This window comes from Amycolatopsis kentuckyensis (assembly GCF_041679295.1).
Taxonomy (GTDB): Bacteria; Actinomycetota; Actinomycetes; order Mycobacteriales; family Pseudonocardiaceae; genus Amycolatopsis; species Amycolatopsis kentuckyensis_A.
In genome coordinates, this window is sequence record NZ_JBGDMD010000001.1 from 352,750 (window position 1) to 371,741 (window position 18,992).

Sequence of the window (18,992 nt, forward strand, 5' to 3'; positions counted from 1 at the left end):
TCAACCCACGTTGGCGGAGAAGGAGTTGACCGCGAGGCCGACGCCGCCGCTCCACGGCTCGAACCCCGCCTGGATGCTGGTCAGGTACCAGGAGCGATCCACGCGGGTGCGGTTGTCGACGTCGTTGACGAAGTCCATCACGTTGAACGACCAGCCGGAGATCGTGGACTGGGCCACGTAGGAGACCACGTCGTTGCCGCCGTTGTTGCCCTGCCACACTTCCCAGCCCCGGCCGCCGATGGTCGTGGTCCCGACCCGGCCGCCGACCGGCTGCACCCCGCCGACGCGGTTGAACCAGATCATCAGCTCCATCTGGTTGACCCCGTTGGTCTTCGCCGTCGGGTCCATCCAGATGTCGTAGGAGGCGTCGAAGGTCGAGCCGCCGACGTAGGTGTAGGAGATCGACGACGACGCGCTGCCGATCCGGCTCAGCTGCCGCGGCAGGGGCGAGCCGGGGGAGCAGTTCCCGTAGTGGCACCCGAGGTAGACCGCGGGGTACGACAGGGGCGCGCCGCCGCTGGTCGAGCCCTGCTGGGTCTGGATGCGGAACCCGCTGCCGGTGACGTTGATGCACTGCTGGGCACTGCTGCCCCAGCGGTTGTTCATCACCACGTACCGGCCGCCGATCGTGGTCGAGCCGTACTGGTCGCAGATCAGGGTGTCCGCGTGGGCGGCCGGCGCCGTGCCGACGACCGGGGCCAGCAGGCCGGCCGTGAACAGTGCTACCGCGGACAGGGCGTGCTTCAGTTTCACGTGCCGCTCCACTTCGTCGTGGGGAACGCTTCTGGGAGCGCTCTCAGCTCGGACCGTTCTCGATGAAACCACACCGGAACCGGTGAGCAAAGACCTGATCGGTGATCAATTTTCCGGACCGCTTCGAAAGTTTCGCCGGCGATTGCCAACGGCGCGGGGGAGCGGTTACCGTCACCTGGGAGCGCTCTCAGTCCGGGATCACCATCGGCACGCCGACGAAGACGAGGAGATGGCGAATGCGGGCAAGAAAGCTGCGGGCCGGTCCGGCCCTGCTGGTCGCGGTGGCGCTCGGGCTGGCGGGAGGCACCGCGCCCGCGGCCGCCGCGGACTACGAGCGCCTGCTCAACGGTACTTTTTCCGGTGGCACGCTCGACCCGTGGTGAGCCGGGGCGGGCACGACCGGCCACGTCACCGCGGGCGAGTTCTGCACCGACGTCCCCGGCGGCACGGCCAACGGGTACGACGCGCTGGCCGGCCAGAACGGCGTGCCGTTCGAGGCGGGGCAGCAGTACACCCTGACGTTCGACGCGCACGCGACGACCACCCAGCAGATCTCCGCCGTCGCCGGTGAAGCCGTTTCGCCGTACCGGCAGATCTCGCGGACCGACCTGACGGTCACCCCGGCGACGCAGCACTACAGTGTAACTTTCACGTCCACTTTGGACTTTCCGGCCGCGGGCAACGGGCAGCTGGCCTTCTGGTTCGGCGGCCAGTCCGCCGCCAACACCGTGTGCCTGGACAACATCTCGCTCATCGGCGGCGTCGTCCCGCCCGGTGGCCTGCCGCCGACCAGCGGCATCCGCGTGAACCAGGAAAGCTACGCGCCCGGCCTGCCCAAGCGGGCCACGCTGATCAGCGACTCGGCCACCGCGCAGCCCTGGACGCTGAAGAACTCCGCCGGCACCGCCGTCGCCACCGGCCAGACCCGGCCGCGCGGCGCGGACGCGGCGTCCGGCGAGAACGTGCACGAAATCGACTTCTCCGCCTACGACACCGCGGGGGCCGGCTACACGCTGAGCGTCGGGTCCGAGACCAGCTTCCCGTTCGACATCTCCACCGCCGGGCCGCAGAAGCTGCGGTACGACTCGCTGGCGTTCTTCTACCACCAGCGCAGCGGGATCGCGATCGACGCCGCGTACGTCGGCGCCGGCTACGCGCGCCCCGCCGGGCACGTCAACGTGGCGCCGAACCAGGGTGACGGCAACGTCCCCTGCCGGTCGGACCTGAACTGCGGGTACACCCTCGACGTGCGCGGCGGCTGGTACGACGCGGGCGACCACGGCAAGTACGTCGTCAACGGCGGCATCGCCGCGTGGGAGCTGCTCGACGAGTACGAGCGCGCGGTGCGCCTGGGCGACGCGAGCGCGCTGGGCGACGGCAAGCTGGCGATCCCGGAACGCGCCAACGGCGTGCCCGACATCCTGGACGAGGCCCGCTGGGAGGTCGACTTCCTGCTCTCGATGCAGGTGCCCGACGGCAAACCGAAGGCGGGCATGGTGCACCACAAGATCCACGACGCGGAGTGGACGGCCCTGCCCACCCGGCCCGACCAGGACAGCCAGCCGCGCCGGCTGTCCGCGCCGAGCACGGCGGCGACGTTGAACATGGCCGCGGTGGCCGCGCAGGCGTCGCGGCTGTGGCAGACGATCGATCCGGCCTACTCGACGAAGCTGCTCGCCGCGGCCGAGAAGGCGTACGCGGCGGCGAAGGCCAACCCGAACGTCCTGGCCGACCCCAACGACGGGACCGGCGGCGGCACCTACAGCGACGGCACCGTGACCGACGAGTTCTACTGGGCCGCCGCGGAATTGTTCGCCACCACCGGCAAGAGCGCGTACCGCACCGACGTCACCGGGTCGGCGCTCTACCGCGGGAAGAGCTTCACCACGCACGGCTTCGACTGGGCGTCGACGGGCGCGCTCGGCGACATCACCCTGGCCCTGGTGCCCACCGATCTGCCCGCGGCGGACGTCGCCGCGATCAGGACGGCGATCACCACGACCGCCGACAGCCACCTGGCGCAGCTGGCGACCATGGGCTACCCGGCGCCGTACCGGACGGCCGACGGCACGTACGAATGGGGTTCCAACGGCCTGGTGGCCAACAACGGCGTCGTGCTCGCGCTGGCGTACGACTTCACCAAGCAGGACAAGTACCGCGACGGCGCGTTCGCGGCGATGGACTACCTGCTCGGCCGCAACCCCGCGAACTATTCGTACGTCGCCGGGCACGGCGACCAGGCGGTGCGCAACGTGCACCACCGGTTCTGGGCGCACCAGCTGGACGCGTCGCTGCCGACCGCCCCGCCCGGCGCGTTGTCCGGCGGGCCCAACAGCGGCCTGCAGGACCCGACCGCGGCGCGGCTGCTCGCCGGGTGCGCGCCTCAGCGCTGCTTCGTGGACGACATCCAGGCGTACTCGGTGAACGAGGTCGCGATCAACTGGAACTCGGCGCTGGCCTGGCTTTCCGGCTGGGTCGCCGAGAAGACGTCGTCCACAGTGGACACGACGGCGCCCGCCGCGCCGGGGACCCCCGCCGTGTCCGCGGTGACGAGCGGCGGCGCCACGGTGACCTGGCCGGCTTCCGCGGACCCCGAAAGCGGCGTCAAGGGCTACGACGTGGTCCGGGTGGCCGGCTCGGCCCGCACGGTCCTCGCGAGCGTCACCGGCACGACGGCGACGCTCACGGGCCTCTCGCCGTCGACCGCGTACACCGTGGTCGTCGTGGCCCGCAACGGCGCGGGCCTGACGAGCCAGGACTCACCCTCGGCGCAGTTCACCACCCAGCCCGCGACACCGGCGGGCGGCTGCGCGGTGACGTACTCCGCGAACACGTGGAACGGCGGCTTCACGGCGGCCGTCACGGTGAAGAACACCGGCACGGCACCGTGGACGAGCTGGAAACTGGGCTTCGCGTTCCCGGGCACCCAGAAGGTGACGCAGGGCTGGTCGGCGACGTGGACGCAGTCGGGTGCGAACGTGACCGCGGCGTCCCTGCCCTGGAACGGTTCGCTGGCGCCCGGCCAGTCGGCGTCGATCGGCTTCAACGGCAGTTACACCGGCACCAACACGAACCCCTCGGCCTTCGCGGTCGACGGGAAGGCGTGCGGCTGAGTGGAGGTAGCTGACACCGAAGAGGGCGGATGAGTGGGATCTTCCGCCCTCTTCGGCTTCCCGTGACCGCGCTTAAGGTCGTGCCTGCTGGGGACCCGACGACCGAAAGAGACGATCATGGACGGGCTGATGCAGCCGCGGCCGCTCACCATCGCCCACATCCTGGACCGGGCTGAGCGGCTCTTCGCGCACAAGGAAATCGTAACGCCGGGCGAACGGCACACGTACGCCGACGTGCTGGGCACCGTTCGCCGCCTCGCGGGCGCGCTGGACGCCCTGGGCGTCCCGGAAGGCGCGCGCGTCGGGACGTTCGCGAGCAACACCCGCCGCCACCTGGAGCTCTACCTCGCCGTGCCGGCCACCAAGCGGGTGCTGCACTCGATCAACATCCGGCTCTCGGCGGAGCACCTCGAGTACATCGTCGACCACGCCGAGGACGACGTGGTCTTCGTCGACCGCGGGCTGCTCCCGCGGATCTGGCCGAGTGCCGGGAAACTGCCGAAGGTGCGGCACTGGGTGGTGCTGCCCGACGGCACCGACGAGGAGATCCCGGCGGATCCGCGCGTCTTGGACTACGACTCGCTGGTCTCGGACGCGGAGCCGGTCACGGGCTCGTTCGAGGCGGCCTTCACGCTAGCGGAGGAGAACCTGGCCGCCGGCCTCTGCTACACCTCCGGTACGACCGGGCCGCCCAAAGGCGTGCTCTACAGCCACCGGTCGACGGTGCTGCACTGCCTGGGCACGCTCGCGGCGGGCCTGATCGGCCTCTGCGAGAGCGACGTCGTGCTCCCGATCGTCCCGATGTTCCACGCCAACGCGTGGGGCCTGCCGTACGGCGCGATGATGGCGGGCGCCGCGCTGGTCCTGCCCGGCGCGTCGGCGGACCCGGCGCACCTGCTGGGGTTGATGGCGGCCGAGCGCGTGACGGTCGCCGGCGCGGTGCCGACGGTCTGGACGAGTCTCGCGCCGGGGCTGCGCGACCACGACCTGAGCGCGACGCGGTTCCTGCTCGGCGGCGGCTCCGCCGTTCCCCCCGCGCTGTCGGAGACCTACCGGGCCGCGATCGGGGTCCCCATCACCCACTCCTGGGGGATGACCGAGATCAGCCCGGTCGGGGTCATCGGCGGCACGCGCACCCAGCACGCCGGTCTCGCCGAGTCCGAGCAGGTGGGTGTCCGGGCCGCTCAGGGCCAGCCGCTGCCGCTGGTGAACGTCCGGATCGTCGACGTCGAGACCGGCGCCGAACTGCCGCCCGACGGCCGCGCCGTCGGCGAGCTGCAGGTCGCGGGCCCGTGGGTGGCGGGCGGCTACTTCCGCGTGGACGCGGCCGCCAGCTTCACCGGCGACGGCTGGCTGCGCACCGGCGACCTGGCCACCATCGACGGCGCGGGCTACCTGCGGCTGGTGGACCGGATCAAGGACCTGATCAAGTCCGGCGGCGAGTGGATCTCCTCGGTCGAGTTGGAGGCCGCCATCTCGGCCCACCCGGACGTCGTCGAGGTGGCGGTGATCGGCCGCCCGGACCCGCGGTGGATGGAACGGCCCGTCGCGTACGTGGCGTTGCGCGAGGGAAGTGCCACCACGGCGGACGACCTCCTGCGGCACCTCACGCCGCTGGTCGCGAAGTGGTGGCTGCCCGACGAGTTCATCTTCCTGCCCGCGTTGCCGAAGACGGGCACTGGCAAGCTTTCCAAGCTCGATCTGCGGGAGGCGCAGCGGATCGCTTAGGGGGTGGTTGCGCGCAGGGCGTGCAGGCGGAGGCCGAGCTGTAGTTCCAGATCGTTGCCCTGCCGCCAGTCGAAGCCGAGCACGCTTCCCGCGCGGTCGAGCCGCTTGAGCAACGTGTTGACGTGCACGTGCAGCGCCCGCGCCGTCGCCGCCACGTTCGCGCGGTTGTCGTAGTAGGCGGCCAACGTCTCCACGAGCTCGGTGCCGCGCTGCTCGTCGTACTCGAGCAACGCGCCGAGCGAGCCGGCCAGGAAGCGGTCCAGCTCGCCGGCGCGCTCGGCGTCGAACACCATTGCGTACAACGCATACCGGCGCGTGGTCGCGCCGAGGTCGGTGTGCCCGAGCGCGCGCATCACCGCGCCGCAGCGGCCGGCCAGGGAGAACGCGCGGGACCAGTCGTGGCCGGCCGCCCGTTCGCCGACGACCAGGACCGGGCCGCCGAGCGTGCGCCGGAGTCTGCTGTGGACTTCCGCCACCGTTTCCTCGTCGTCGGCGCCGGGCAGCAGCATCGTGGCCCGGCCCAGGTGCTCGCCCGCCAGCCCGGCGTGGTCGCGGGCGATGTCGTGCAGGTGGCGGGCCAGGTCGGTCGGCGCCACCGCGGGGGAGTCCGCCACCACGACCAGCTCCAGGTGGTCGGCGTCGATACCGCGCGCGCGGGCGCGGGTGCGCTGGGCCGGGCTGATCCCCGGGCTGCCGACCATCAGCTCGGTCAGCAGCTCGCCGCTCACCCGTTCGCCGGCCTCCGCCACGGCCCGCTCCTTGAGGATCAGCAGCCCGAGGATGTGCGTGGCCCGCTCCACCGTGCGCAGATCCGTGTCGTCCGGCACGCCGTCGCGGCGCCACACCAACGCGCCCAGGTAGCTGTCGCCCGCCTGGATCGCCGCCACGCTCAGGCCGGCGGCCACCGTGCAGCGACCCGAGCGCCGGGCTTCTTCGACGGCGTCGGCCAGCTCGATCTCCCCGGCCCGGTCGAGGAGCGTGACGCTGCCGCCGAGCTGGTCGGCGAGCAGCTGCGCGACGTCGTCCGGGGTGCCGCCGGCCAGCACGACCCCGGTCAGCGCCTCGTGGATCGCCTGCGCCCGCTCGATCTTCCGGTACGCGCTTTGCAGCTCCTGCAACGCGGTCCGGCTCGCTTCGTAGAGCCGGGCGTTGTCGAGGGCGACCGCGGCGTGGTCGGCGAACGCGTTCAGCAGCGCGATTTCGTCGGCCTGGAACGACCTTTCGGAGCGGTACGCGGCGAACAGCGCCCCCACCGCCTCGCCCCGGATGACCAGCGGCACCCCGAGGAGCGCCACCAGGTCTTCGGTCCCGACCAGCCGGTCGAAGTCCGGGTCGTGCTGGATGAGCGTCGAGGACGCGTAGTCGCGCACCCAGTGCGGGCTCCGGGAAGCCAGCACCTTGCCGCCGAGCCCCACCGTGGCCGGGATGGCCGCCGCGAGGAACTCGGCCGAGATCGTGCCGTCCGACGCGCGGGCCGACAGCCTGCCGTCCGCGCCCACCAGCGAGAGGTAGGTGAAGTCCGTGCCGATCAGGTCGTGGGCGTGGTGGACGATCGACTGCAGGACCTCGTCCAGCCCGCCGAGCGCGGTGAGGGACTTGACGGTCGCATACAACGACGCCAGCTCGCGCTGCCGCCGCGCGAGCGGTGCCTCATCGGTCACCACGCCTCCCCTTCGCGATCAGGTGGACGAAAGGCCCACCGACCCGCCGTGAGGAGTGGGTGGTCCGCACCTCATCCGCAGCGTAACGGCGCCCTAGCATCTCCGCCATCACCAGGCTGCGCTCAACGACGAAGGCGGCATCATGGCAATCCCGCTCACCCAGCCCGAAGGGCAGTCCGGCTCCGCAGTGCCGCCCGACCGGCGCCGGGGCTTCCGCAAGCTGCTGGCCGCCGGGCTCGTCGGCAGCTCGATCGAGTGGTACGACTTCTTCCTCTACGGCACCGCGGCCGCGCTGGTGTTCCCCAAGGTGTTCTTCCCGCATTCCTCGGCGCTGACCGGGACCCTGCTCGCCTTCAGCACGTTCTGGGCGGGATTCGTGGCGCGGCCGATCGGCGGCGTGCTCGCCGGGCACCTCGGCGACAAGTACGGGCGCAAGCCGGTCGTCGTCGCCTGCCTGGCGGTGATGGGCGCGGCGACCTTCCTGATCGGCTGCCTGCCCACGGCGGCGGCCGTCGGCTCGCTCGCCCCGACGCTGCTGGTCATCCTGCGGTTCGTCCAGGGACTCGCGACCGGCGGCCAGTGGGGCGGCATCATCCTGCTGCTCACCGAATCGGCCGGGCCCAAACGCCGCGGCTTCGCCGGAACCTTCGGCCAGACCAGCGTTCCCGTCGCCGTGATCATCTCCAACCTCATCTTCGTCGCCGCCAGCGGCCTGATGCCGGACGCCGCGTTCCTGTCCTGGGGCTGGCGGATCCCGTTCCTGCTCAGCGTCTTCATGTTCGCGGTCGTCCTCTACATCCAGGCCAAGGTCGAGGACACGCCCGAATTCCTGGAGCTGCAGAAGGAAGCGGCGAAGTCCGACGACGAGGTGGTGGTCCGGGCGCCGCTCGCGCAGGTCCTGCGCAGCAAGTGGGGGACGATCCTGCTCGGCTGCGGGCTGCTGTCCGCCACCAACAGCCTCTTCTACGTCAGCATCTCCGGGCTCCTGAGCTACGGCACCGCATCGCTCGGGCTCAAGCGCGACGCCCTGCTGGCCGTCGTCCTGCTCGCCTCCGCGGCCATGCTGCTGACCATCCCGTGGTCCGGGCACCTCTCGGACAAGATCGGCCGCCGGCCGCTGATCCTCGTCGGCGGACTCGGCGTCGCCGCTTGGGCGTTCCCGTACTTCGGGCTCGTCGGCACCAAGTCCCTGCCGCTGATCTTCGTCGCCGTGGCCGTCGGATTCATCTTCCAGTGTCTCACCTACGGCCCGATCGCGAGCTTCCTCGGCGAGCTGTTCGCCCCCGCCGTCCGCTATTCGGGGGCGTCGCTGTCCTACCAGCTCTCGGCGATCATCGTCAGCGGCGGGACACCGTTCCTCATGACGGCGCTCATCGCGAAGACCGGCAGCACCTGGCCGGTCGCCGCCTACATCACGCTGATGGGGCTGATCACCTTCGCCAGCGCGTGGTTCCTCCCCGAGACGAACCCCGCGGCGGTCCGGGAAGACCCGGAAGCCGTGCCGGGCGCCCACCTCTACCGCTGAACTCCCGGAAGGAGACCGCAGTGCGGAAGTTCTCCCTGTTCGCCGCGGTGCTGGTGGCCGGTGCGGCCACGGTCGCCGGGGCCGGACCCGCCCCCGCCGCCACGACGGCGTGCGCCGAGTTCACCGGGCTGACGATCCCGGCGTCGGCGATGAGCCTGCCGACCACCGGCGGCCGTGTGACGGCGGCGTCGGTCGCCACGGGTCCCGGCGGCGAGTACTGCCGGGTCGACGCCGACCTGTTCCCGGTCGACCCGGCCGCGCCGTCGATCAAGCTGCGCGTCGCGCTGCCCCGCGACTGGAACCGCAAGGCGCTGATGTTCGGCGGTGGCGGCTACAACGGCACCATCCCCGACGTCGCTTCGAACGTGCCGTTCGGCCCGGCCGACCAGCCGGTGCCGCTGGCGCGCGGGTACGCGACCTTCGCGAGCGACTCGGGGCACCAGCAGAACCCGGCGTCCCCGCCGTCGCTGGACGGCTCGTTCGGCGCGAACGACGAAGCCCTGGTCAACTTCGCGGCCGGAGACGCGCTGAAGAAGACGCGGGACGCGAGCCTGTTCGTCATCCGGCACGCCTACGGGACGAAACCCGCCGAGACGTTCTTCGCGGGCGGGTCGACCGGCGGCCGCGAAGCGCTGAACGTGGCGCAGCGGTGGCCGACTGCGTTCGACGGCGTCATTTCCGCCTTCCCCGCCTGGAACAACATGGCCGAGATCCTGGATCTCGGCTACCTGACGCAGGTTCTCTCGCGGCCTGGTGCGTTCCCGACGCCGGACAAGCAGAAGCTGGTGTACGACAACGTCATCACCGCGTGCGACGGGCTCGACGGCGTCAAGGACAACGTCATCTCGAACCCGGGTGCGTGTCACTTCGATCCGCGCGTGCTGCGGTGCCCGGGCGGGGCCGACACCGGTCCCGCGTGCCTGTCCGATCCGCAGATCGGTGCGGTGAAGGCGATGTCGACGCCGTTCCGGTGGCCGTACCGGATCGCCAGCGGCGAAACGCAGTACCCGGGCTTCCCGTTCCTCTCGGGCGCGGACATGCGCACGCCGTTCCTCGGCTTCGGGACCACCGCCCCGGCGAACCCCATGCCGGTGACGAGCGGCTACGGGATGCAGTACTGGGACCAGTGGGTCAAGTACTTCCTGACCCGGGACCCGCAGTACCGCTCGCTCGACGTCGATCCCCGGGACCCCGGGAAGTGGCTGAGGCGGATCAGCGAGCTGTCGAAGATCCAGGACCGCAACAACGCCGACCTCGGCCCGTTCGCCCGGGCCGGCGGCAAGCTGATCCTGCTGCACGGCGCGGCGGACGAGCTGGTCTCGCCGTACTCGACAAGCGACTACTACGAGCGGGTGCGGTCGGTGGTGGGGCCGCGCACGACCGACGGTTTCCTGCGGTACTACGTCGTGCCGGGCGCCAACCACGCCAACTTCGGCACCCCGGCGTTCGCCGCCTCGTGGGATTCCCTCACGGCGCTGGAACGCTGGGTCGACAACGGACGGCCGCCGGTGAACCCGGTCGTGACCGACTTGGCGCACGCGCGAACCCGGCCGTTGTGCGCGTACCCGGGGTGGCCCCGGTACCGCGCGGGCGACCCGGACAGCGCGTCGAGCTACGTCTGCGCGCGCTGACCGGTGATCCACCGCGGCTCACCCGCGCCGACGACGTACACCCCGTGGTCCCGCAGCCCGTCGGCCCAGCCGAAGACCCGGTCGCCCATGGCGAAGGCGGCGGTGGCGTACGCGTCGGCGCGGGTGAGGCACGGGCCGGTCACCGTGACCGCCGTCCAGCCGCGGGCCGGGGCGGCGGTCACCGGGTCGACGATGTGCGTCCCGCGTTCGGCGGTGCCGGACGTCGCCACCGCGAGGTCGCGGCCGGTCACCACCGTGAGGATCCGCTTGCGGTCGGCCGGGTCGCCGATGCCGATCCGCCACGGCTTCCCGGGCGCGGACTCCCCGGCCACCCGGACGTCACCACCGCCGTTGACCGCGTGGTTCGCACTTCCACGCGAGCGCAGCACCGCACTGGCCCGCTCGATCGCCCAGCCCTTCACCACGCCGGTCGGGTCGGGCGTGCCGCGCCAGCGAGCCGTGAAGTAGCCGCCGGTTTCGCCCTCGAACCGTTCGCACAGAACGAAAACCTCCGCGACGAGCGGGTCGGCCGAGGCGACCGTCAGCTCGCCGCGGCCGATGCGGCTGAGCTCGCTCTCGGGCCGGTAGGTGCTGAACAGCGCGTCGATCCGGTGCAGCCAGGCGACGACCTCCGCGATCGGGCCGGCCCAGTCACCGGGGTCGCGGACGTCGATGCTGAAGACCGTGCCCATGCAGTGCTCGACGTGCACCGTCCGGGTCACGCGATCCCGGCCTTGTCGAGGGCGCTCTGCAACGACTTGACGTAGCCGTCGGAGGTGTAGGTCGCACCGGAAACCGTGTCGATGTCCGCGGAACCCGCCTGCGCGGCCTCGTCGTTGAGCTGCGGGATGGCGTAGGAGTTGATCTCCTGGTCCCGGGGGTTCTCGGTCGGGTACTCGACCGCGGTGACCGAGGTGAGCTTGCCGTTCTCGACGGTGATCCGGACCTGGACCGGCCCGAACCGCGTGTCGGCGGCGTCCCCGGTGACCGTGCCTGCCTCAGTACCGGACTGGGTGCCCGAGGACGCGCCGCTGACGGCGGCCGGCGGGGTGGCCGCGGCGGTCGTGCTGGGCTGGGTCTTGAAGGACAGCAGCAGCACCAGCCCGGTGATCGTGCCGGCGAACGCGAAGATGACCCGTTTCATCGGGAAGGCCTTTCTCAGAACTCGAAGCTCTCGTGGTGGATCCGGCCGCGGGGGACCCGCGCGGCGCGCAGCTCGGCGTGCACGGCGTCGGTCATGCCCGGCGGCCCGCAGAGGTAGACGTCGTGCCCGGCGACGTCCGGCACGTGCCGGCGCAGCAGGGTCAGCGGGTCGCCGCCGTGCTCGGCGCGGGTGCCGGTGAGGATCCACAGCCGCGCACCCCGGTCGGCGGCGAGCTGTTCGAGCTCCTCGCGGAACACGACGTCGGCTTCGCGGCTGGCGCGGTAGACGAGCGTGAGGTCGCCCGGCGCGGCCGGCAGGGCTTGGAACAGCGCCCGGATCGGGGTGATCCCGACGCCGCCGGCGACCAGCAGGACCTTCCGGTGGCGCCGGGCCGACGGCGTCATCGCCCCGTACGGACCCTCGGTGACCACCCGGGTGCCCGGCGGCAAGGCGGCGAGGGCCGCGCTGTGGCCGCCCAGCGCCTTGACGGTGATCCGCAGCCGGCCGGGCTGCGGGGGAGCCGAGAGCGAGTACGGCGAGGAGACCCACCACAGGTCGCGGGTCAGGAAGCGCCAGCGGAAGAACTGCCCGGCCTCGGCCCGCAGCTCGTCGAGGTGCGCTCCGGTGACGACGACGCTCACGACGCCGTCGGCTTCGGGACGCACCGACTCGACGCGCATCCGGTGGCGCACCGCCTGCCGCACCGGCGTGACGAACCGGTACCACAGGATCGCGGCCCCGGCCGCGGCGTACAGCGCCGACCAGGCGATGCGGGCGCCGAGGTTCGCCATGAACTCGGCGCCGGTGGCGAACTGGTGGCTGAAGGCCAGCGCCATCGCGAGGTAGGTGTAGAAGTGCAGGAAGTACCAAGTCTCGTAACGCAACCGGCGGCGGGCCGCCCGCGCCGAGCTGATCCCGACGCCGACGAGCAGCAGCCCGGCGACGGTCGCGGCGAGCACGTCGGGGTAGCTCAGCAGCAGCGTCGTGGCCTGGCCGAGGAGACCGGCGTGCGCGGAAACGGCGTAGCCCCACGTGATGAGCAGCCCGTGCGCGACGACGAGCGAGACGACGTACCGGCCGCCCATGGAGTGCCAGCGGGCCAGCCGGTCGGCGCCGACCCCGCGTTCCAGGGGCGGGATCCGCGCCATCAACGCGACGAGCACGACGAAGCCGTACCCGGCGAGCAGGCCGGTGATCCGCCCGGCGCCGGTCAGCCAGTCGCCGAGGCCGTGCACCGACGGCGTGTCCGCCCACCACAGGCCGAGCACACCGACCGCGCCGGCGGCGATCACGGCGAGCACGGCGCCGGGGTGCGCCCTCGCCGGGACCGGGACGGGCGGCGCCGCGAGCTGCCGGACAGGAGGGGGATGCACCGAGGTCATGACCCCTTTGTCCGGCATGAACCTGTACCGCGCTTGGGCGGTTCCTGTGAGAAGTCTTTGACGCCGGGCGCGGGGTTTTCAGCGGGCCAGCGGAGGGTTAGCGCCGGGCAAACCGGGTCAGCTCGGCCGAGACGGACCACAGCCGGCGGGCGAGATCCGGGTCGAGCGCCCACTCCTTGACGCCGTGCGGGTGGTCGGCGAGATCGGCGTCGTCGGGGACGGTGTAGGCCTCCCGCGCGTCGTCGAGGTAGTGCCCGCCGGTGCGGGCGAACTCGGGGGCGACGGCGGCGACCACAGTCGTCGCGGCTCCTTGCCCGACGGTCTTGTACCGGAAGATCCCGGCCGCTTCGGCCGCGGCCAGCGACGCCTTCTGCGCGTCGGTGAAGTCGCGCTGGAGGCCGGTCGCGACCCCGCCGGGGTTCACGGCGTTCGCGAAGATCCCGTCGGCCGCCCAGCGGCGCGTTGCTTCGACGGCGAAGAGCGCGTTGGCGGTTTTCGACTGGGCGTAAGCGATCTGGGGGTCGTAAGGCCGCTTCGTGAAGTGCAGGTCGGCGAAGTCGACGCCGGCGCGCATGTGCGCGGTCGAGCTGACCGAGACGATCCGCGCCTCGCTGCGGTCCGCCGCGCCCGCCGCGAGGGCGTCGTGCAGGCCGGTGGCCAGCGCGAAGTGGCCGAGGTGGTTCGTCGCGAACTGCAGCTCCCAGCCCTCCGGCGTGCGGAACAGGCCGCCGGTGACGATGCCCGCGTTGGCGACGAGCAGGTGCAGGGGGCCGGCCCAGGCGGCGGTGAACCGCCGGACGGAGGCCTGGTCGGCGAGGTCGAGCCAGGCGACCCGCGAGGGTTCCTCGACGGCGGCCGGGTTCCGGACGGCGAACGTCACCTCGGCGCCGGCGGCGGCCAGCACGCGGGCCGTTTCGGCGCCGAGACCGGAGGACGCGCCGGTCACGATCGCGCGGACCCCGGACAGGTCGACGCCGGCGAGCACCTCGGTCGCGGTGCTGGCGGCGGTGAACGGCGTGGTGATCAGCGAGGACATGGCATCGACTATACGAACTAGACCAAAGTTGTAAAGTGCGTCTACGATGGTCGCATGGTTTCCGAACCGGCGAAAACCGCCGAGCGTCGTGACGCGGTGCTCGAGTCGGCCCTGCTGACCTTCGCCCGGCACGGCTACCGGAAGACGTCCATGGACGAGGTGGCGCGCGCGGCCCGGATCTCCCGGCCGGGCCTCTACTTCCTGTTCGAGTCGAAGGAGACGCTGTTCCGGGCCGCGGTCACCCGCGCGCTGGAAGAGGACCTCGCCGAGGCCGGGCGGATCCTCGCGGACGCGGGCAAGCCGTTGCGCGAGCGGGTCGTGAGCGCGTTCGACCGGTGGGCCGGCCGCTACGTCGGGCCGCTCAGCCGGGACGTCACCGGGGTGATCGAGCAGAACCCGGACCTGCTCGGCGACGTCGTCGAGACCGCGCCGGCGCGCTTCGAGGCGCTCGTGACCGACGCGATCGCCGAGGTGACCGGGCGGGCCGCGGCGACCCGCGTCACGCAGACGTTGCTCAGTGCGTCGGTCGGGCTGAAGCACCAGGTCGATACCCGCGACGCCTACCTCGGCCGGTTCACCACCGCCGTCGAGTTGCTGGTTCCTCAGAAGGCGTAACGGATCCGGAGGTAGGGCGCCCGCTCGGCGACGAGGTCGAGCAGCTCGTCGAGGAGCACCCGTTTCCGCCCGGCGCGGTAGCGGACGTTGATGCCGCCGCCCTCGCTGCGCTTGGTCTCCTGGAGGTCGGGCCGCCACAGCACCTGCTCGGCCTTCGGGTGCCAGCCGAGGTTGACCTCGTGCAGCGCGCGGTTGTGCGTCAGCATGATCACCTCGGCGGCGAGCTGTGCCTTGGTGGCCTCGCCGGTGGCGTCGCCGAGGTCGGTCAGCAGTCCGGCCCAGTCGTCGAGCCAGCCCGGGTAGACGACGACGGGGCTGAGGTTGACGTGGACCTCGTACCCCGCCTCGACGAAGTCGTCGAGGGCGCGCAGCCGCTCGGGGATCGGGCTGGTCCGCAGGTCCAGGAGCTTGGCCGCCCGCGCGGGCATGAGCGAGAACCGGACCCGCGTCCGGCCGCGCGGGGCCAGGTCGAGCAGGCCGCGGTTGACGTACTTGGTGGCGAAGCTCGCCTTCGCGGTGAGCTGCCCGGCGAACAACCCGATCAGGTCGGCGACGTTGTCGCTCACCAGGGCGTCGACCGAGCAGTCGGAGTTCTCGCCGATGTCGTAGACCCACGCGGCCGGGTCGCACTGGTTGGGCTCGGGTTTCGGGCCCTGCCGCGCGATGTGGCGGGCCAGGTAACCGGTGATCCGGTCGATGTTGGCGAAGACCGTGATCGGGTTCGAGTAGCCCTTGTGCCGCGGGACGTAGCAGTAGGCGCAGGCCATCGCGCAGCCGTTGGCCGTCGACGGCGCGATGAAGTCGGCGGACCGCCCGTTCGGCCGCGCGGTCAGCGACTTCTTGATCCCCAGGACGAGGGCCTCGCGCTTGATGCGCACCCAGCGCCGGACGTTGGTCTCGTCGCCGTGCAGTTCGGGGATCTGCCAGTGGCTCGCGACCTCGACGAGGGTGGCGCCGGGGAACCGGGCCAGCACCTGCCGGCCGCGGGGCAGTTCGGCGGCGGCGCGTTCGAAGTAGATGCGCGACGGGGACAGCAGCCGGTCGCGCTCGACGTCGGCGGGGCTGGTGGTCACTGTGAGTCAGCCTACCCACCGCAGCAGGGCCCAGACGGTCTTCTCCACGGCGTTGTGGTGGACACCCCAGTCGAGGGCCACTGTGGACACCACCGCCAGGCCGGTGCCGGATCCGCGGACGCCGTCGCGGATGGCCGCGAGCGCCTGCGCCCGGTGCGGAGCCGCGTCGGTGACTTCGAGCAGGAGCCCGGTGCGGTGGCGGGCGTACCGCAGCCGCACCGGTGCGCCGGTGTGGAGGTAGGCGTTGGTGACCAGCTCGTCGGCGACGAGCACCGCGTAGCCCAGCGCGGCCGTGGGGCCCGTGCCGAACGCCAGCCGGTCGGCGAGCCGGCGGCGGATCACCGCGGGATCCGGCCGGGACCTGAGGTCGACCACGCCTTCGGCGACCTCGGCGAGCCGCGCGCACACGCGGCCGACCTGGGTGGTCACCCACCGGTGGTCGGGTTCGGTGTCCACTGGTGCACCTCCGATCCGAATGCGATCCAGCCGTGGGTTTCGAAGTGGCGATACCCGGCCGGGCCGGTCGATTCGTGATTCAATACGCGTCCACGAGGAGGCCGGATGAGCCGTAACGCCGGACCGCGGCCGCTCAGCTCGAGCGAGGTGGCGCGGACGCTGGGGGTGTCGCAGGTGACGCTGCGCACCTGGGAGCAGCGGTACGGGATCGGGGCCGCGGAGCGCGAGGCGAACGGACGGCGGCGGTACACGCCCGAGGACGTCGAGCGGCTGCGCCGGATGCGGGCGCTGCAGGCCCAGGGGACCAGCGCGCGCGACGCCGCCCGGCTGGTGCTGGCGCGGTCGGCCGCCGAGGTGACGGCCGGGCAGCGCCGGCAGCGGCTGGCCGAGGCGGCGGAGTCGCTGGACCTGCCGACGATGGGTGGCCTGGTCGACGACGCGCTCGGCAGCCTGGGCGTCGCGACGGCCTGGACCGAGGTGCTCGCGCCGGTGCTGCGCGCGATCGGGGAGCGGTGGGCGCAGCGGGGCGACCGCACGGCGATGGCCGCGGAGTGGGCGCTGGCGACGGCGGCGTCCGCGGCGCTGGACCGGTACCCGGCCCCGGCCCGGGCGGGCCGGGCCCCGGTGCTGTTCGTGTGCGGCCCGGCGGAACGCCACGAGCTGCCGGTCAAGGTGCTGAGCGCGGCGCTGAACGACGACGGCGCGCCGGCGTCGTTCCTGGGCGGCTTGGTTTCGCTGGACGTCCTGCGCGTGGTGGCCAACCGCTTCACGCCGTCGGGTGTGGTGGTGTGGTCGATGACGTCGCAGTCGGCGGACGTGCGGATCCTGCGCACCCTGCACGCCGACGGGGTGCCGGTGCGACCGGCCGGCCCCGGCTGGCGCGGGTTGCCGATCGTCGGGGAACCGGTGCCGTCGTCGTTCACCGCGGCCCTCGCGGCTTTCTCCGGCTGACGACGCGGGCCGCGACCGGGTCCGCGGCGAACACCGCGAGCACGGCCAGCGGCCCGGCGGTGTTCTCCAGGACCTGCACGGCGATCGGCCCCGGCTGCCCGGGGAAGAGCCCGGCCGCCGTCCACAGTGAACCGATGAGCAGGAAGCACGCGAACAGCGATCCGACGACCGCCGCCGGGCCGCGCAGCCGCCGGTCCCGGCTGTCCACAATGGTCAGCAGCAGCATGCCGTGCACCATCAGCGCCACGCCCGCCGCCACCGCCGGCGACTCCAGCGGCAGCCGGCCGAAACTGGCCGCGGTGGCGAACGCCGACAACAGTGCCGCGCACGCCGCCGCGAAGCGGGCGGTGACCGTCATCGCCGCCCCCGGTCCAGCGCCCGCGTCTCCTCGGCCGGGTCCGGGGTCAGCAGCGAGCCCGGGATGGCCTGGCCGGCGGAACCCAGCTTGTTCATCTTCTTCGGCACCGGCGCGCCCTGGTATTCGAGCGGCGTCGCGGCCAGCGGCTGGTGGACCTCGACGAACTCGCCGTGCGGCAGCCGCTTGATGATGCCGGTCTCGACGCCGTGCTCCAGCACCTCGCGGTCGGCCCGCTGCAGGCCGACGCACAGCCGGTAGGCGAAGAAGTAGGCCACCGGCGGCCCGACGAGCAGCCCGATCCGGCCCGCCCACGTCATGGCGTTGAGCGAGACGTCGAACTGGACGGCGAGGATGTCGTTGAAGCTGGACAGGGTGAGCACGAGGAAGAACGTGATCGCCATCGCGCCGAGGGACGTGCGGACCGGGACGTCACGCGGCCGCTGCAGCAGGTTGTGGTGCGCGGTGTCGCCGGTGAGCCGCCGCTCGATGAACGGGTAGCTCAGCAGCAGCGTGACCAGCACGGCGATGCCGATCGCGCCGGCGAAGAACACCGGCGGCACGGTGTGGTCGCCGAGGTACACCTCCCACGGCGGCCACACGCGCAGCAGCCCGTCCGCCCACCCCATGTACCAGTCCGGCTGGGACCCGGCGGAGACCTGGGAAGGGTTGTAGGGCCCGAAGTTCCACACCGGGTTGATCTGGAACAACCCCGACATCAACGCCAGCACCCCGACGACCAGGGTGAAGAACGCGCCGCCCTTGAGCGCGAAGTACGGCATGATCCGCACGCCGACGACGTTGGTTTCCTTGCGCCGCACCCCCGGGAACTGGGTGTGCTTCTGGTACCACACCAGCGCCAGGTGCACCCCGACCAGCGCCAGCATGATGCCCGGCAGCAGCAGGATGTGCAGCGTGTACAACCGCGGGATGATCTGGTCCCCGGGGAACTCCCCACCGAACAGCGCCCAGTGGATCCACGTGCCGATCACCGGCACCGACAGCACGATCCCCGACAGCGTCGCCCGGATCCCGGTACCCGAAAGCAGGTCATCCGGCAGCGAGTAGCCGAAGAAGCCCTCGAAACACCCGAGGATCAGCAGCAGCCCGCCGATCACCCAGTTCGCCTCACGCGGGCGCCGGAACGCGCCGGTGAAGAAGATCCGCAGCATGTGCACGGCCATCGATGCCACGAAGATCAGCGCCGCCCAGTGGTGCAGCTGCCGCATGAACAACCCGCCGCGCACGTCGAACGAGAGGTCCAGCGTGGTCCGGAAGGCCTGCGACATCTCCAGGCCCTGCATGTTCGTGAAACTGCCGTGGTAGACGACCTCCTGCATCGAGGGGTCGAAGAACAACGTCAGGTACACGCCGGTGAGCAGCAGGATGATGAAGCTGTAGAGCGCGATCTCGCCCAGCAGGAACGACCAGTGGGTCGGGAACACCTTGTTCATCTGGTGCCGCAGGCCCTTGGCCAGGTGGTACCGCTGGTCGGCGTTGTCCGCGGCGTCGCCCAGCGCCTTCTCGACCGGGCTCGACCCCTTGGTCGGCGTGGTGAGTGAACTCATC

Annotated in this window: 17 protein-coding genes and 1 pseudogene; 8 read left to right on the plus strand and 10 right to left on the minus strand. The window is 71.9% G+C overall.

Going from position 1 to position 18,992, the window contains the following annotated elements; all coding sequences use genetic code 11:
* The gene (locus ACERZO_RS01515; RefSeq protein WP_372660428.1) at nt 1–753 is read right to left on the minus strand and encodes a GH12 family glycosyl hydrolase domain-containing protein; all 753 of its coding nucleotides are present in this window, start codon (nt 751–753) and stop codon (nt 1–3) included.
* A gap of 236 nt (nt 754–989) precedes the next feature.
* Here ACERZO_RS01515 and ACERZO_RS01520 point away from each other — a divergent pair, with 236 nt between their 5' ends.
* The 4 genes and pseudogenes from ACERZO_RS01520 (at nt 990) to ACERZO_RS01535 (ending at nt 5,594) form a co-directional block, all read left to right on the plus strand.
* Entirely contained in the window at nt 990–1,136 is a 147-nt protein-coding gene (locus ACERZO_RS01520) for a hypothetical protein (RefSeq protein WP_372660431.1), read from the plus strand.
* A gap of 39 nt (nt 1,137–1,175) precedes the next feature.
* Nucleotides 1,176–1,442 (plus strand): annotated as a pseudogene (locus ACERZO_RS01525) (carbohydrate binding domain-containing protein); the annotation flags it as partial.
* A gap of 39 nt (nt 1,443–1,481) precedes the next feature.
* Nucleotides 1,482–3,866, plus strand: coding sequence for a glycoside hydrolase family 9 protein (locus ACERZO_RS01530; protein ID WP_372662882.1), 2,385 nt, complete (start codon nt 1,482–1,484; stop codon nt 3,864–3,866).
* A 117-nt stretch (nt 3,867–3,983) separates the two neighbouring features.
* The gene (locus ACERZO_RS01535) at nt 3,984–5,594 is read left to right on the plus strand and encodes a long-chain fatty acid--CoA ligase (protein WP_372660434.1); all 1,611 of its coding nucleotides are present in this window, start codon (nt 3,984–3,986) and stop codon (nt 5,592–5,594) included.
* Here ACERZO_RS01535 and ACERZO_RS01540 read toward each other — a convergent pair.
* Nucleotides 5,591–7,255, minus strand: coding sequence for a helix-turn-helix domain-containing protein (locus tag ACERZO_RS01540; protein ID WP_372660437.1), 1,665 nt, complete (start codon nt 7,253–7,255; stop codon nt 5,591–5,593). The genes ACERZO_RS01535 and ACERZO_RS01540 overlap by 4 nt on opposite strands.
* A gap of 142 nt (nt 7,256–7,397) precedes the next feature.
* Between ACERZO_RS01540 and ACERZO_RS01545 the strand changes: the two genes are divergently transcribed.
* Nucleotides 7,398–8,780, plus strand: a complete 1,383-nt coding sequence (locus ACERZO_RS01545; RefSeq protein ID WP_372660440.1) for an MFS transporter — start codon at nt 7,398–7,400, stop codon at nt 8,778–8,780.
* A gap of 149 nt (nt 8,781–8,929) precedes the next feature.
* Entirely contained in the window at nt 8,930–10,411 is a 1,482-nt protein-coding gene (locus ACERZO_RS01550) for a tannase/feruloyl esterase family alpha/beta hydrolase (RefSeq protein ID WP_372662885.1), read from the plus strand.
* Here the strand turns inward: ACERZO_RS01550 and ACERZO_RS01555 are convergent.
* The 4 genes from ACERZO_RS01555 to ACERZO_RS01570 all read right to left on the minus strand — a co-directional run bounded on the left by ACERZO_RS01555 (nt 10,393) and on the right by ACERZO_RS01570 (nt 13,973).
* Nucleotides 10,393–11,133 carry an FAD:protein FMN transferase gene (locus ACERZO_RS01555; RefSeq protein WP_372660443.1) on the minus strand — a complete coding sequence of 247 codons (741 nt, stop codon included), beginning with the start codon at nt 11,131–11,133 and terminating at the stop codon, nt 10,393–10,395. The two genes, ACERZO_RS01550 and ACERZO_RS01555, sit on opposite strands and share 19 nt — an antisense overlap.
* Entirely contained in the window at nt 11,130–11,555 is a 426-nt protein-coding gene (locus ACERZO_RS01560) for an FMN-binding protein (protein WP_372660446.1), read from the minus strand. The genes ACERZO_RS01555 and ACERZO_RS01560 overlap by 4 nt, the downstream gene beginning before the upstream one ends.
* A 14-nt stretch (nt 11,556–11,569) precedes the next feature.
* Complete coding sequence (locus ACERZO_RS01565; protein ID WP_372660448.1) at nt 11,570–12,937, minus strand: ferredoxin reductase family protein; 1,368 nt, start codon at nt 12,935–12,937, stop codon at nt 11,570–11,572.
* 97 nt (nt 12,938–13,034) lie between these two features.
* Nucleotides 13,035–13,973 (minus strand): SDR family NAD(P)-dependent oxidoreductase, encoded by a 939-nt coding sequence (locus ACERZO_RS01570; protein ID WP_372660452.1) that lies wholly within the window; start codon nt 13,971–13,973, stop codon nt 13,035–13,037.
* Nucleotides 13,974–14,027: 54 nt separating this feature from the next.
* Between ACERZO_RS01570 and ACERZO_RS01575 the strand changes: the two genes are divergently transcribed.
* Nucleotides 14,028–14,588 (plus strand): TetR/AcrR family transcriptional regulator, encoded by a 561-nt coding sequence (locus tag ACERZO_RS01575; RefSeq protein ID WP_372660455.1) that lies wholly within the window; start codon nt 14,028–14,030, stop codon nt 14,586–14,588.
* Here the strand turns inward: ACERZO_RS01575 and ACERZO_RS01580 are convergent.
* On the minus strand, nt 14,576–15,661 hold the full coding sequence (locus ACERZO_RS01580) for a spore photoproduct lyase family protein (RefSeq protein WP_372660458.1): 1,086 nt from the start codon (nt 15,659–15,661) through the stop codon (nt 14,576–14,578). The genes ACERZO_RS01575 and ACERZO_RS01580 overlap by 13 nt on opposite strands.
* A gap of 6 nt (nt 15,662–15,667) precedes the next feature.
* Entirely contained in the window at nt 15,668–16,117 is a 450-nt protein-coding gene (locus ACERZO_RS01585) for an ATP-binding protein (RefSeq protein ID WP_372660460.1), read from the minus strand.
* A 105-nt stretch (nt 16,118–16,222) separates the two neighbouring features.
* Here ACERZO_RS01585 and ACERZO_RS01590 point away from each other — a divergent pair, with 105 nt between their 5' ends.
* Nucleotides 16,223–17,068 (plus strand): MerR family transcriptional regulator, encoded by an 846-nt coding sequence (locus ACERZO_RS01590; protein WP_372660463.1) that lies wholly within the window; start codon nt 16,223–16,225, stop codon nt 17,066–17,068.
* On the opposite strand, the gene ACERZO_RS01595 is transcribed toward ACERZO_RS01590, so the two are convergent.
* Both ACERZO_RS01595 and qcrB read right to left on the minus strand, forming a co-directional pair.
* Nucleotides 17,037–17,426 carry a hypothetical protein gene (locus ACERZO_RS01595; protein WP_372660466.1) on the minus strand — a complete coding sequence of 130 codons (390 nt, stop codon included), beginning with the start codon at nt 17,424–17,426 and terminating at the stop codon, nt 17,037–17,039. The genes ACERZO_RS01590 and ACERZO_RS01595 overlap by 32 nt on opposite strands.
* A complete protein-coding gene (gene qcrB, locus ACERZO_RS01600; protein WP_372660469.1) occupies nt 17,423–18,991 on the minus strand; it encodes a cytochrome bc1 complex cytochrome b subunit in 1,569 nt (522 codons plus the stop codon). Before qcrB ends, ACERZO_RS01595 begins: the two co-directional genes overlap by 4 nt.
* Nucleotide 18,992 lies beyond the last annotated feature (1 nt).